Here is a 13155-nt window from a genome sequence, read left to right as displayed (position 1 = left end):
AACTCGCGCCTAGAACAGCGACGCCATCCCGTTGGGCCGCGCGCCCTCGATGTCGAGCATCCTGAGCTTGGTCAGCGCCCCGCCCCCGGCCGAGAAACCACCGGGCTTGTTGCCGGCCGCGAGCACGCGATGGCACGGCACCACGGGCGCGAAGGGGTTGAGGCCCATGGCCTGGCCCACCGCGCGCGCCAGCGTCTTGTCGCCCAGTTCCTCGGCGATCTCGCCGTAGGTGCGGGTCTGGCCCGGCGGAATGCGCCGCGCGAGCTCGTAGACGCGCCGATGGAAATCGGACAGGCCGCGCATGTCGAGCGCGATGTCGCGCAGGTCGTCCTGCGCGCCCTCGAGCAGGGCCTGCACCGCCGCGATCGCGCGTCGCGCCTCGGCGTTCGGCTCGGCCTCGGGCAGCTCGGGAAAGCGCTGGCGCATGCGCCTGAGCGCGGGCTGCAGCGTGGGGTCGTCCTGCGGCAACTGCACGCCGACCAGCCCCCGCGGACCCCAGGCGATGCCGCAGACGCCGAGCGCGGTATCGAACACGGCGAAGCCCGGCGTGGCAGCCTCGTCGGCGAGCGGAAGCGCCTCGTTCATGCGGGCTCCAGCGCATGCTGGCGCGAAGCCAGCACGGCGCCGAGCCACAGCGCGATCGCCGACCCCACGAGGCCGCGCGCCAGCCCGCCCGGGCCGTCGGAGATCCAGCCGGTGATGGTCGGGCCCACGATCTGGCCGAAGGCGAACACGATGGTGAAGACGCTGATGCCCTGGGCCCAGCGCGAGAACGGCAGGTTGTGGCGCACCAGCGCGGTGGTCGAGGCCACCACCGAGAGGAACACGCCGCCGAACAGCAGCCCCGAGACCAGCGCGATGGGCGCCGAGGCGCTGAGCACCGGCAGCAAGGTCGCCACGCCCAGCAGCCCGTTGAGCAGCGCCTGCGGCTGGCCGCCACGGTAGCGGTCGAGCAGCCCGGCCCACAGCCGCGACGAGGCGATGCAGGCGATGCCCAGCAACGCATAGAACAGCGTGACGAAGCCCGCGCTCGCGCCCTGCTCGCGCAGCAGCGCGATCACGAAGGTCATGTAGCCGATGTAGCCGATGCCGAAGAAGGCATAGCCCGCGAGCGCCCAGCCGAAGCGCCGCAGCGCGACCGGCGCGCCGGGTGCGGCACCGGGCGCCGCGGCGGCGGGCGCTGGCGCGGGTCGATCGGGCAGCGCACGGCCGGCCCAGGCCAGCAGCACGGTCGCCATGCCGCTGGCCACCGCCAGCGCCCACCAGGCCCAGGCCCAGCCATGCGGCTCGCCCGCCGCGGCCTGCAGCACCTGCGGCACGAGCAGCGCCGAGGCCAGGATGCCGAAACCGGTGCCGCCGTAGTAGATGCCCAGCAGCAGGCCGCCGCGCGAGGCATCGGCCTCGCCGAGCCGCGCGGCCATCAGGCCGCCCGCCACGAACACCCAGGCGCTCGCGATGCCCGCGAGCAGCCGCTGCAGCAGCAGCGCGGGCGCCGCGGTGACGAAGCCGCTGCCGGCCATGAACAGGCTCGCGAGCACCGCGCCCACCACCAGCAGCCGGCTCACGCCGAAGCGCCGCATCAGCGCCGGCGTGACCAGCGCGCCGACCAGGTAGCCGACCGCGTTGGCGGTGTTCATGCCGCCCGCCAGCGCATAGCTCCAGCCGAGGTCGTCGCGCATCGGCGGCAGCAGCAGCGCATAGGCGAAGCGCGTGATGCCGAGCGAGACGGCCGCGCCCATCGACAGGGCGAAGGCCAGCCGCAAGGTGGGCGGCACGGGGGCGGAGGAAGTCAGGGTGGTCGACATCGGGCGGTGCGCGGGGAGGCACCATTCTGCGGCAGCCGGCGCCGCCGCGCTGTCGCGCGTGAATCGGCCGCTCAGTGCACGCCGGCGTCCGCGTGCAGCAGGTGCCGCTCGAGCAGCACCGCCACGTGCACCGCCTCGCGCTGCGCACCATCGGCGATCTGGTGCCGGCAGCTCGTGCCGTCGGCCACCACGATGGCGCCGGGCTTGGCGCGGATCGCGGGCAGCAGGCTGGCTTCGGCCATGCGCATCGAGACCTCGTAGTGGCTGGCCTCGTAGCCGAAGCTGCCGGCCATGCCGCAGCACGAGCTCTCGATCAGTTCGGGCGCGGCGCCCGGGATCAGCTTCAGCACCTCCAGCACCGGGCTCACCGCGCCGAAGGCCTTCTGGTGGCAGTGGCCGTGCAGCAGGATCGGCGCCTCGGCCGGCTTGAGCGCGAGCTCGAAACGGCCGGCGCGGACCTCGCGCGCGACGAACTCCTCGAACAGCAGTGCCTGCTTCGCCACGGTCTCGGCCTTCTCGCCGAAGCCCATCACCAGGGTCTCGTCGCGCAGCGTGAGCAGGCACGAGGGCTCGAGGCCCACCACCGGCACGCCCGCGCGCGCCAGCGGCAGCAAGGCATCGATCAGGGCCTCGGCCTTGCGCTTGGCTTCGTCGACCATGCCGCTGGCCAGGTAGGTGCGGCCGCAGCAATGGTGGGCGCCGCGCTTCTCGACCGTGTGCAGCACATAGCCCGCGGCCTGCAGCACGCGCGCGGCCGCGAGCGCGTTCTCGCTCTCGAAGGTGCCGTTGAAGGTGTCGACGAACAGCACCGCGGCCTTGCCGCCGCGCCGCGCGATCGCCAGCACGGTGTCGCGGTCGGCGAACAGGCCGGGCTCGCCGTCCTTGGCGCGCCAGAAGGTGTCGCTGCGCCAGGCCGGCAGCGAGCGCCTGGCCGAGAAGCCCAGCAGCTTCTCGCCGAGCCAGGCGGCGCCCGGCATGCTGTTGCGCAGGTTCAGGAGCCACGGCAGCCGGCTCGCGCGGTGCGCGTAGTCGGGCAACTGCGCCACCAGCCGGTCCTTGAGCGTGTGGCCATGGCGCCGCTTGTAGTGGGCCAGGAACTCGATCTTCATCTTGGCCATGTCCACGCCGGTCGGGCAGTCGCGCTTGCAGCCCTTGCAGCCCACGCACAGGTCCATGGTCTCGTGCAGGGCCTCGCCGGTGAAGGCATCGGGGCCGAGCTGGCCCGACAGCGCCAGCCGCAGCGTGTTGGCGCGGCCGCGCGTGAGGTGCTGCTCGTCGCGCGTGACGCGGTAGCTCGGGCACATGGTGCCGGCGTCGAACTTGCGGCAGTGGCCGTTGTTGTTGCACATCTCGACCGCCTTGGCCAGGCCGCCGGTGCTGTCGCCGCCGGTACCGGGCGCGGAGGTCTGCTCGGTCACCGGGTCGGCATTGACGTTCCAGGCCGACCAGTCGAGCACCGGCTTGAGTTCGATGCGGCGATAGGGCTTGGGCGCGGTCGGCGGCGCGAAGCGGAACAGCGCGCCGTCGTCCATGCGCGGCGGGTCGATGATCTTGCCGGGATTGAACAGGCCGACGGGATCGAGCTTGTGCTTGATCGCGCGGAAGGCCTCGTTGATCGCGGGCCCGAACTGCCACTCGATCCATTCGCCGCGGCACAGGCCGTCGCCGTGCTCGCCGCTGAAGGCGCCCTTGTACTTGCGCACGAGTGCCGAGGCCTCCTCGGCAATCGAACGCATCTTGGCGCCGCCATCGGCGCGCATGTCGAGGATCGGCCGCACGTGCAGGGTGCCGACCGAGGCATGCGCGTACCAGGTGCCGCGCGAACCGTGGCGCGCGAACACCTCGGTGAGCGCGTCGGTGTATTCGGCCAGGTGTTCGAGCGGCACGGCGCAGTCCTCGATGAAGCTCACCGGCTTGCCGTCGCCCTTGAGGCTCATCATGATGTTGAGGCCGGCCTTGCGCACCTCCCAGAGGTTCTTCTGGCGCGCCTCGTCGGGCATCTCGACCACGCTGCCCGGCAGGCCCAGGTCGCCCATCAGTTCCACCAGTTGCGCCAGCGCCTGCAGCAGCGGCGCCTTCTCGGCGCCCGAGAACTCCACCAGCAGGATCGCGGCCGGCTTGCCGATCAGCGCGGTCTGCACCGTGGGCTTGAAGGCCGGGTTCGCGAGGCTCAGCTCGATCATCGTGCGGTCGACCAGCTCGACCGCGGTGGGTCCGAGCTTGACGATGTGCTGCGCGGCATCCATGGCCGCATGGAAGGTCGGGAAGTTGACGATGCCCAGCACCTTGGCGCGCGGCAGCGGCGCCAGCTTGAGCGTGAGGCTGCGCGTGTAGGCCAGCGTGCCCTCGGCGCCGATCAGCAGGTGCGCGAGGTTCACGCTGCCGTCGGCCGTGTAGGGCTTCTCGCTCTGGTTGTCGAAGATGTCGAGGTTGTAGCCGGCCACGCGGCGCATCACCTTGGGCCAGTTCGCCGCGATCGCCTCGCGGTGCTGGCGCGCGAGGCCGCGCACGAACTGCGCGATGCCCGCGGCGCGCACGCCCAGCGTGCCCACGGGCCCGAAGTCCACCAGCTCGCCGCTCGACAGCCAGGCGCTCGCGCCGAGCACGTTGTGCACCATGTTGCCGTAGGCGATGGAACGCGAGCCGCAGGAGTTGTTGCCGGCCATGCCGCCCAAGGTGGCCTGGGCGCTGGTCGACACGTCGACCGGATACCACAGGCCGTGCGGCTTGAGCTGCGCATTGAGGTGGTCGAGCACCAGCCCGGGCTCGACGGTGGCAGTGCCGGCCTCGAGGTCCAGGTCGAGCACGCGCCGGAAATGCTTGCTGTTGTCGATCACCAGCGCCGCGCCCGTGGTCTGGCCGCACTGGCTGGTGCCGCCGCCGCGCGCGAGCACCGGCACCTTGAGGTCGCGCGCCACGTCGATGGCGGTGGCGATGTCGCGCTCGGTCTTCGGCACGAAGGCGCCGACCGGCGTGATCTGGTAGATCGACGCGTCGGTGGCGTAGCGGCCGCGCGAACCCGCGTCGAACAGCACCTCGCCCTGCGTCTCGGCGCGCAGGCGGCGCGCGAGCGCCTCGCAGGTGTCGTTGGGTGGCAGGACGGTTCCGGCGGGCTGGATGCGGCTGGCGGGTTCGATGAGCATCGTGGATTTTCTTTGGGGGGGAAAGCGCGCTCAGGGCGCCTTGGAACGGGTCTTCTTCGCGGGCGGATAGATCTCGCCCTCGCGCAGCAGCTCGAGCACGGTGTCGCGCTTGCGCAGCACGTGCGCGACCAGCACCTTGCGCATGGCGGCGGCATCGCGCGCGGCCAGCGCCTCGATCATCTGTTCGTGCTCGGCCACGGCGCTCTTCCACTTGGCCTCGTTCTGGTTGGTGCGAAAGCGCAGCGACTGCACGCGCGCATTGATCGAGCGGTAGGTGTTCGACAGCACCGGGTTGCCCGCGGCCTCGTTGATCGCCGAATGGATGCGCGCATTGAGCCGGTAGTAGCCCGAGAGGTCGTGGCGCGCATAGCAGGCCAGCATCTCGTAGTGCAGCGCGCGCACCTCGGACAGCTGCTCCTCGGTGATGCGGCGCGCGGCCAGCTCGCCCGACATGCCCTCGAGCATGGACAGCACTTCGAAGGTGTCGATCACGTCGGCCTCGGTGAGCTTGACGGCCACCGCGCCGCGGTTGGGCAGCAGGTCGACCAGGCCCTCGGCCGCGAGCAGCTTGATCGCCTCGCGCAGCGGCGTGCGCGAGACGCGCAGCTGCAGGCACAGCTCGCGCTCGTTGAGCTTGGCGCCCGGCGCGATCAGGCCTTCGACCAGCATGGTGCGCAGCCGCGCCGCGACTTGGTCGTGCAGCGCAAGGCGGGAGATTTCGATGATTTCGGCGGTCATGAGATGCGTTCTTTCGGCCTCGTGATTGCATTTTGAATGCAAAAAAGAACACCCACAACCCTTGAATTTCAGGGTAAACCAGCAGAACAAAATGAATTTTGAATGCAAAACTGGCGCCGAAAGGACCCGCCATGCTGCAACTCGACCTCCATCCCACCGGCCGTCACTTCCTCCAGATCCCCGGCCCCAGCCCGGTGCCCGACCGCATCCTGCGGGCCATGAGCCTGCCCACCATCGACCACCGCGGGCCCGAGTTCGGCACGCTGGGCCTGAAGGTGCTCGCCGGCATCCAGCAGATCTTCAAGACGAAGCACCCGGTCGCGATCTACCCGGCCTCGGGCACCGGCGCCTGGGAGGCCGCGCTCGCCAACACGCTGAGCCCGGGCGACCACGTGCTGATGTACGAGACCGGCCACTTCGCCTCGCTGTGGCAGAAGATGGCCACGCGCCTGGGCGTGTCGAGCGAGTTCCTCGCCTATGCGGGCAGCGACGACCAGTTGCCGAACGCGCCGAGCTGGCGCCGTGGCGTGCAGGCCGAGCTGATCGAGGCGCGGCTGCGCAAGGACACCGAGAAGAAGATCAAGGCCGTGTGCGTGGTGCACAACGAGACCTCGACCGGCGTCACCTCCGACATCGCCGCGGTGCGCCAGGCCATCGATGCGGCCGGCCATCCGGCCCTGCTGATGGTCGACAGCATCTCGGGCCTCGCGAGCGCCGACTTCCGCCATGACGAATGGGGCGTGGACGTCACGGTCAGCGGCTCGCAGAAGGGCCTGATGCTGCCGCCGGGCATCAGCTTCAACGCGCTCTCGCCGCGCGCACTGGAGGCGTCCAAGAGCGCGAAGCTGCCCAAGGCCTTCTGGGCCTGGGACGAGATCGTCGAGATGAACAAGGACGGCTACTGGCCCTACACGCCCAACACCAACCTGCTCTACGGCCTCTCGGAATCGCTCGACATGCTGCTGGGCGAAGGGCTGGACAACGTGTTCGCGCGCCACCGCCGCTGGGCCGCGGGCGTGCGCGCCGCGGTGCAGGCCTGGGGCCTGCCGATCCAGTGCGCCGACCCGGCCGTCTATTCGCCGGTGCTCACCGGCGTGATCACGCCCGAAGGTGTCGATGCCGATGCGCTGCGCCGGCTGATCCACCAGCGCTTCGACCTCTCGCTGGGCACGGGCCTGGGCAAGCTCAAGGGCCGCATGTTCCGCATGGGCCATCTCGGCGACAGCAACGACCTCACGCTGGTGGCCATGGTCGCGGGTGTCGAGATGGGCATGAAGCTCACGGGCATCAAGCTTGCGGGCAGCGGCGTGCAGGCGGCGATGGACCATTTCGCGAACCATGCGGCCGCGCCGGTGGCGCTGAAGAAGGCCGCATAGCGACACAGGGAGCCTCGATCGATTCCAGGCCGCAGCGCGCCGCTCGAACGGCGCGGCGGCCTCGGCGCGAGGGCCGCACGGACATGCGCCCTTCCCGCCCCGCATCCGACACCCCCATCCATCCACGGAGACAAGCACGATGCAACGACGTTCCCTGATCCAGGCCGCGACCGCCGCGGCCGCCACGCTGGGCGTGCCCCGGCTGTTCGCGCAGGACTGGCCCAACGCGCCGGTGCGCATCGTGGTGGGCTTCCCGCCGGGCGGCGGCACCGATGCGCTGGCGCGCGTGGTGGCGCAGAAGCTCACCCTGATGTGGAACCAGCAGGTGATCGTCGAGAACAAGGCCGGCGTGGCCGGCGTGCTCGCGGCCGACTACGTGGCGCAGCAGCCGAGCGACGGCAGCACGCTGCTGATGGCCCACATCAACAGCCATGCGCTCGCGCCCAGCCTGCAGCCCAAGCTGCGCTACAGCGTGGAGCGCGACTTCGTGCCGATCGTGCTGGTGGGCGTCACGCCCAACCTGCTGATCGCGAGCCCAGCGCAGAAGGCGCTCACGGTGAAGGACATCGTGGCCGCCTGCAAGGCCGCGCCCGGCACGCTGAGCTTCGGCTCGGCCGGCGCGGGCTCGGCGCAGCACCTGGCGCTCGAGATGTTCAAGCTGCAGGCCGGCGTCGATGCGCTGCACGTGCCCTACAAGGGCAGCGGGCCGCTCTTGGCCGACCTGATGGGCGGGCAGATCCAGTACAGCTTCGAGACCATGACCGCCGCCACGCCGCACGTGAAGAGCGGCCGCGTGCTCGCGGTGGCGCAGACGCGCACCCAACGCGCCAAGGGCCACCCGAACGTGCCGACGATGCAGGAACAGGGCTTCCAGGGCTTCGAGGCCACCACCTGGTATGGCCTCGCGGGCCCGGGCAAGCTGCCGGCGCCGATCGCGCAGAAGGTCAACCGCGACGTGAATGCCGTGCTGGCCATGCCCGACGTGCAGGAGAAGCTCGACACCTACGGCGCCGAGGACGGCGGCGGCTCGCAGGACAAGTTCAGGCAGTTCATCCACACCGAGATCGCCAAGTGGGCCAAGGTGGTGAAGGACGGCAACGTGCGCGTCGAATCTTGAGAAGGTCGGCGGCATGAACGCACACACGACCACCCTGCCCCCTTCTCTTTCCGCGCTGGCCGACGCCCTCGTCGCCGCGCGCCGCGCCAACCGCACGCTCGATGCCGTGCCTTGGCTCGACACGCTGCACGAGCCCGCCGAGGCCTATGCGGTGCAGGACGCGGTGGCCGCGGCACTCGGCTGGTTCGACGCGGGCACCCTGCCCGGCTGCTGGAAATCCGGCGGCGGCTCGCGCGGCGCGACGCTCACGCATGCGCCGCTGCCGCCCGCCGGCGTGCGCCAGAGCCCGGCCGATTGCTCCGACCTCGTGTTCCACCAGCCCGGCATCGAGGCCGAGATCGCGCTGCGCCTGGGCCGCGAGGTCACGCCGGCCCTGGCCGCCTCGCTCGCGCAGGAAGACGCGGCCGCGCTGGTCGATGCCATGACCGTCTCGATCGAGGTCTGCGATGCGCGCTGGCAGGACCGCGAGGCCGCCACGCCGTTGCTGCGGCTGGCCGACTCGCAGGTGCACGGCGCGCTGGTGCTCGGCGAATGGCGGCCCTTCGCCGCCATCGACTGGGCCTCGCAGCGCTGCGAAACGAAGATCGGCAACGCCGACACCGTGGTGCGCGAAGGCAGCCATCCGCTCGGCGATCCGGCCTGGCTGCTGCCGATCTGGCTGCGCCATCTCACGCGCCATGGCCAGACCGTGCCGGCCGGCACGGTGGTCACGACCGGTTCCTGGATCGGCCTCTTGCCCTGCGCGCGCGGCGATCAGGTGACGGCCGATTTCCCCGGCATCGGCGCCGTGCGGCTGCGCGTGTAGCGCCCGCCGCCCACGCCCGAGCAGGCCACGAGGAAGTCGAGCACCGCGCGCACCCGCGCCGGCAGGGTGCCGGCCTTGCCGATGTAGACCGCGTGGATCGGCTCCACCTCGTTCGGGTTGAACTCCTCGAGCAGCGGCACGAGCCGGCCCGCGTCGATGTCGTGCTGCGTGTGATAGAGCGACAGCCGCGTGATGCCGGCGCCCGCGATCGCCAGGTGGCGCAGGGTCTCGCCATCGCCCGCGCGCACCGGGCCGGCCACCGGCAGCAGGATCGTCCGGCCGTCGATGCGGAACGGCCAGTCGGGCGCGCTGCGCCGGTAGGTCCAGCCCAGGCGGCTGTGCGCCTCGAGTTCCTGCGGCGTGCGCGGCGTGCCGTATTTCGCGAGGTAGGACGGCGCGGCCAGGATGGTCTGGCTGGTGTCGCCGATGCGCCGCGCCACCAGGTCGGAGGCCGGCAGCTGGCCCCAGCGGATCGCGATGTCGGCGCGCTCGTCCATCAGGTCGACGATGCGGTCGGTCAGCGCGATGTCGAGCGTGATCTGCGGATGCAGCTCGATCAGCTTGGGCACCAGCGGCACCAGCATGTGGTGGCCGAAGGACACGCTGGCATTGATGCTGACCCGCCCGCGCGGCGCGGCACCGGCGGCCGCGCAGCGCTCGGCCTCGTCCATGTCGGCCAGCACGCGGTGGCTGCGCTCGTAGAAATGCAGGCCCTCGGGCGTGAGCTGCAGCTTGCGCGTGGAGCGGTGCACGAGCTGGATGCCCAGCCGCGCCTCGAGCCGCGCCACCAGCTTGCTGACGGCCGAGGGCGTCATGCCCAGCAGCCGCGCGGCGGCCGAGAAGCCGCCCGCGTCGACCACCTGCACGAAGGCCTCCATCTCGCCCGAACGGTTGACCTCGATGCGCGGCATGGCGTGTTCTCCCGTGGATTCGGCTTGTGAGTTGAATTCACAAGTGCGTTGACCGGCGGCATTCTAGTCAACGAGGGACTTCGTCCGCACAGTACAGGCATCATGCCCATCGCTCTACTCGCCCTCACCGCCGGTGCCTTCGGAATAGGCACCACCGAATTCGTCATCATGGGCCTGCTGATGCAGGTCTCGACCGACCTCCAGGTCTCGATCACGGCCGCCGGCCTGCTGATCTCGGGCTATGCGCTCGGGGTCGCGGTCGGCGCGCCGCTGCTCACCATCGCCACACGCCGGCTGCCGCGCAAGACCGTGCTGCTGGCGCTGATGGCGATCTTCACGCTCGGCAACATTGCCTGCGCGCTGGCGCCCAACTACGAACTGCTGATGGGCGCGCGTGTCATCACCTCGCTCGCGCACGGCACCTTCTTCGGCGTCGGCTCGGTGGTGGCCACCGGCCTGGTGGCGCCCGAGCGTCGCGCCTCGGCCATCGCCATCATGTTCACCGGCCTGACCGCCGCCACCCTGCTGGGCGTGCCCTTCGGCGCCTGGCTCGGCCTGCACTTCGGCTGGCGCGCGGCCTTCTGGGCCGTGGCGCTGATCGGCGTGGCGGCCCTCGCGGTGCTGGCCGTGTTCGTGCCGCGCGTCGAGGGCGAGGCCAGGCCCGCGCCGCTGCGCGAGGAGATCGCTGTGCTGGCCCGGCCCCAGGTGCTGCTGGGCCTCGCGATGACGGTGCTCGGCTTCGCCGGCGTCTTCGCCGTCTTCACCTACATCCAGCCACTGCTGACGCAGGTCACTGGCCTGTCGGAATCGGCCGTGTCGCCGATCCTGCTGGTGTTCGGCGGCGGCCTGGCCGTGGGCAACATCCTCGGCGGCCGGCTGGCCGACCGCGCCGTGATGCCCGCGGTGCTCGGCACGCTGGCCGTGCTCGCGGTGGTGCTCGGCACCATGCAGTTCGCGATCGGCACGCCGATCGCCGCGGTGGTCTTCGTCGGCCTGCTCGGCGTGGCCTCGTTCGCCACGGTGGCGCCGATGCAGCTGCGCGTGCTCGAGAAGGCCTCAGGCGCCGGCCAGAACCTGGCCTCGAGCCTCAACATCGCGGCCTTCAACCTCGGCAATGCGCTCGGCGCATGGGCCGGCGGCGTGGTGATCGACCATGGCCCGGGCCTGCGCGCGCTGGGCTGGGCCGCCGCGCTGCTGACCGTGGCGGGCCTCGCGATCGCGCTGTGGAGCCGCGCGCTCGACCGCCGCGGCGACCGCACCCTGCCGGGCGACTGCGCCTCGGTGCGCGCCTGATCCATCCCCCCATTCAAACAAAGGAGAAGTCTCATGGAACAACGCTTTCTCGGCCGCTCGGGCTTCAAGGTGCCCGCCCTCGGTTTCGGCGCCGGCACCTTCGGCGGGCAGGGCCCGCTGTTCAGCGCCTGGGGCAACACCGGCACCGACGGCGCGCGCCGCATCGTCGACATCGCGCTCGATGCCGGCGTGAACCTGTTCGACACCGCCGACGTCTATTCGAACGGTGCCTCCGAGACCATCCTCGGCGCCGCGCTCAAGGGCCGGCGCGACAAGGCCATCGTCTCGACCAAGCTCTCGCTGCGCGCGGGCGATGGACCGAACCAGGTCGGCGCCTCGCGCCAGCACCTGGTGGGCGCGACCGAGGCCGCGCTCAAGCGGCTGGGCACCGACTACATCGACATCCTGCAGTTGCACGCCTTCGACGCGATGACGCCGGTCGAGCAGGTGCTGGGCACGCTCGACGCCCTCGTGAAATCGGGCAAGGTGCGCTACATCGGCATGTCGAACTTCTCGGGCTGGCAGCTGATGAAGTCGCTCGCGGCCTCCGACCGGCTGGGCCTCGAGCGCTACGTGGCGAACCAGACCTACTACTCGCTGGTCGGGCGCGACTACGAGTTCGAGCTGATGCCGCTGGGCCTGGACCAGGGCGTGGGCGCGATCGTCTGGAGCCCGCTGGGCTGGGGCCGCCTCACGGGCAAGATCCGGCGCGGCCAGCCGCTGCCCGCGGGCAGCCGGCTGCACGAGACCGCCGGCTTCGCGCCGCCGGTGGACGACGAGCGCCTCTACCGCGTCGTCGACGCGATGGACATCGTGGCCGAGGAGACCGGCAAGACGCATGCGCAGATCGCGCTCAACTGGCTGCTGCAGCGGCCCACGGTGGCCAGCGTGCTGATCGGCGCGCGCGACGAGGCGCAGCTGACGCAGAACCTCGGCGCGCTCGGCTGGCAGCTGAGCGACGCGCAGATGGCGCGGCTCGACGCGGCCAGCGCGATCGCGCCGCCCTATCCCTACTACCCGTACTGGAACGGGCAGTTCGCGGAGCGCAGCCCGGTGGCGGTGCCGGTCAGCGCGCCGGCCTGACTTCGCCGGCCGACACGAAACGGCGCGCGCGCATCCACTTGGTCACGACCCACTTCTCGCCGCGCGTCACGGGCGCGCTGGCGTGCAGCGAGCGCGCGTCGACCCGGCCTTCGTCGTCGCCGTACTCGAAGTAGCAGGCATTGCCGCGGATCGGCGACATCGCCAGGCCCAGCTGCGGAAAGACGGTCTGGCCGCCCTCTGGCACGTCGTTGAGGTAGGTCACGAGCGTGCTCACGCGCTGGCCGCTGCGCGCGATCGATTCGCGGTTGGCCGCGTTGCCCGGTGCCAGGTAGTCGTGGTGAGGCTCGCTGCCCGCGCCTTCCGGGTAGTGCAACAGCTGCAGGCCCTCGCCGTTCTCCAGCGGCAGGTTCATCAGCACCGACAGCCGCCGGTCGAGGCGGGCCACCAGCTCGTTCTCGGCCAGGCGAAAGAACATGCCCCAGCTCGCGCGCCGGTCGCTGACCACGTCGCGCCCGCTCATCGGATCGACCAGGGTGGAAGGCGCGAGGCGCGGCCGCGCCATCTCGATCAAGGCCCGGCACTCCTCGGCATCCATCACGTTGCCCAGCGAGGCATGGACCGGGTCCTCGCCGCGCGCATGCACGACGATCTCGCGGTCGATGGCCTGGATCCGCGTGCCCGGCGCGAGCCGCATCGCGGGCTTGGCGGCGACCGCGTCCGGCAGCTCGACGGCATCGGCCGGCATCGGCGCACCGCGCTGCCGCGCATCGACATGGGCCGCGACGATGGCCTGCGCGGCGCGTTCGTTCATGCCCTTGCCGCGCATCGTCGCGACCAGCACCTGCGGCATCTGACCGGCATCGAGCATGCCCTGGAGCCAGCGCCCCAGCTCGGGGGAAAAGCGCACGACGGTGCTCATGGCC

At 71.2% G+C, this 13155-nt stretch carries 11 protein-coding genes; 5 read left to right on the top strand and 6 right to left on the bottom strand.

Features of this window, described 5'->3' with window-relative positions:
* Positions 1–9: 9 nt before the first annotated feature.
* From AC07PU_RS14335 to AC07PU_RS14320, 4 genes are all read right to left on the bottom strand, one after another.
* Complete coding sequence (locus tag AC07PU_RS14335; RefSeq protein ID WP_495318251.1) at positions 10–585, bottom strand: methylated-DNA--[protein]-cysteine S-methyltransferase; 576 nt, start codon at positions 583–585, stop codon at positions 10–12.
* Positions 582–1805, bottom strand: coding sequence for a YbfB/YjiJ family MFS transporter (locus AC07PU_RS14330; RefSeq protein WP_495318249.1), 1224 nt, complete (start codon positions 1803–1805; stop codon positions 582–584). The genes AC07PU_RS14335 and AC07PU_RS14330 overlap by 4 nt, the downstream gene beginning before the upstream one ends.
* 71 nt (positions 1806–1876) lie before the next feature.
* Complete coding sequence (locus tag AC07PU_RS14325) at positions 1877–4948, bottom strand: FAD-binding and (Fe-S)-binding domain-containing protein (RefSeq protein ID WP_495318247.1); 3072 nt, start codon at positions 4946–4948, stop codon at positions 1877–1879.
* Between the two features lie 30 nt (positions 4949–4978).
* On the bottom strand, positions 4979–5686 hold the full coding sequence (locus tag AC07PU_RS14320; RefSeq protein WP_261205684.1) for a GntR family transcriptional regulator: 708 nt from the start codon (positions 5684–5686) through the stop codon (positions 4979–4981).
* Positions 5687–5817: 131 nt separating this feature from the next.
* On the opposite strand from AC07PU_RS14320, the gene AC07PU_RS14315 reads away from it, so the two are divergent.
* From AC07PU_RS14315 to AC07PU_RS14305, 3 genes are all read left to right on the top strand, one after another.
* Positions 5818–7062 (top strand): pyridoxal-phosphate-dependent aminotransferase family protein, encoded by a 1245-nt coding sequence (locus tag AC07PU_RS14315; RefSeq protein ID WP_495318245.1) that lies wholly within the window; start codon positions 5818–5820, stop codon positions 7060–7062.
* 139 nt (positions 7063–7201) lie between these two features.
* Positions 7202–8179, top strand: a complete 978-nt coding sequence (locus AC07PU_RS14310) for a Bug family tripartite tricarboxylate transporter substrate binding protein (protein WP_093342044.1) — start codon at positions 7202–7204, stop codon at positions 8177–8179.
* A gap of 13 nt (positions 8180–8192) precedes the next feature.
* The gene (locus AC07PU_RS14305; protein ID WP_495318242.1) at positions 8193–8984 is read left to right on the top strand and encodes a fumarylacetoacetate hydrolase family protein; all 792 of its coding nucleotides are present in this window, start codon (positions 8193–8195) and stop codon (positions 8982–8984) included.
* On the opposite strand, the gene AC07PU_RS14300 is transcribed toward AC07PU_RS14305, so the two are convergent.
* On the bottom strand, positions 8933–9895 hold the full coding sequence (locus AC07PU_RS14300) for a LysR family transcriptional regulator (protein ID WP_431509015.1): 963 nt from the start codon (positions 9893–9895) through the stop codon (positions 8933–8935). The two genes, AC07PU_RS14305 and AC07PU_RS14300, sit on opposite strands and share 52 nt — an antisense overlap.
* A 102-nt stretch (positions 9896–9997) precedes the next feature.
* On the opposite strand from AC07PU_RS14300, the gene AC07PU_RS14295 reads away from it, so the two are divergent.
* Positions 9998–11188, top strand: a complete 1191-nt coding sequence (locus AC07PU_RS14295; RefSeq protein ID WP_490876443.1) for an MFS transporter — start codon at positions 9998–10000, stop codon at positions 11186–11188.
* 33 nt (positions 11189–11221) lie between these two features.
* Positions 11222–12271: an aldo/keto reductase gene (locus tag AC07PU_RS14290; RefSeq protein WP_495318239.1), complete on the top strand. Its 1050-nt coding sequence runs from the start codon at positions 11222–11224 to the stop codon at positions 12269–12271.
* Here AC07PU_RS14290 and AC07PU_RS14285 read toward each other — a convergent pair.
* Complete coding sequence (locus AC07PU_RS14285) at positions 12255–13151, bottom strand: 2OG-Fe(II) oxygenase (protein WP_495318237.1); 897 nt, start codon at positions 13149–13151, stop codon at positions 12255–12257. The two genes, AC07PU_RS14290 and AC07PU_RS14285, sit on opposite strands and share 17 nt — an antisense overlap.
* Positions 13152–13155 lie beyond the last annotated feature (4 nt).

The organism is Variovorax sp. GW821-FHT10D07, from assembly GCF_059415325.1.
The sequence above is the reverse complement of the archived record's forward strand: the minus strand, read 5'-3'. Positions and strand labels throughout refer to the sequence as shown.

What these genes read in the sequence shown, in the direction of transcription:
- AC07PU_RS14325 (WP_495318247.1), bottom strand. Translation starts at nt 4,948, where the DNA reads ATGCTCATCGAACCCGCCAGCCGCATCCAGCCCGCCGGAACCGTCCTG.
- AC07PU_RS14290 (WP_495318239.1), top strand. Translation starts at nt 11,222, where the DNA reads ATGGAACAACGCTTTCTCGGCCGCTCGGGCTTCAAGGTGCCCGCCCTC.
- AC07PU_RS14305 (WP_495318242.1), top strand. Translation starts at nt 8,193, where the DNA reads ATGAACGCACACACGACCACCCTGCCCCCTTCTCTTTCCGCGCTGGCC.
- AC07PU_RS14315 (WP_495318245.1), top strand. Translation starts at nt 5,818, where the DNA reads ATGCTGCAACTCGACCTCCATCCCACCGGCCGTCACTTCCTCCAGATC.
- AC07PU_RS14330 (WP_495318249.1), bottom strand. Translation starts at nt 1,805, where the DNA reads ATGTCGACCACCCTGACTTCCTCCGCCCCCGTGCCGCCCACCTTGCGG.
- AC07PU_RS14320 (WP_261205684.1), bottom strand. Translation starts at nt 5,686, where the DNA reads ATGACCGCCGAAATCATCGAAATCTCCCGCCTTGCGCTGCACGACCAA.
- AC07PU_RS14335 (WP_495318251.1), bottom strand. Translation starts at nt 585, where the DNA reads ATGAACGAGGCGCTTCCGCTCGCCGACGAGGCTGCCACGCCGGGCTTC.
- AC07PU_RS14310 (WP_093342044.1), top strand. Translation starts at nt 7,202, where the DNA reads ATGCAACGACGTTCCCTGATCCAGGCCGCGACCGCCGCGGCCGCCACG.
- AC07PU_RS14285 (WP_495318237.1), bottom strand. Translation starts at nt 13,151, where the DNA reads ATGAGCACCGTCGTGCGCTTTTCCCCCGAGCTGGGGCGCTGGCTCCAG.
- AC07PU_RS14300 (WP_431509015.1), bottom strand. Translation starts at nt 9,895, where the DNA reads ATGCCGCGCATCGAGGTCAACCGTTCGGGCGAGATGGAGGCCTTCGTG.
- AC07PU_RS14295 (WP_490876443.1), top strand. Translation starts at nt 9,998, where the DNA reads ATGCCCATCGCTCTACTCGCCCTCACCGCCGGTGCCTTCGGAATAGGC.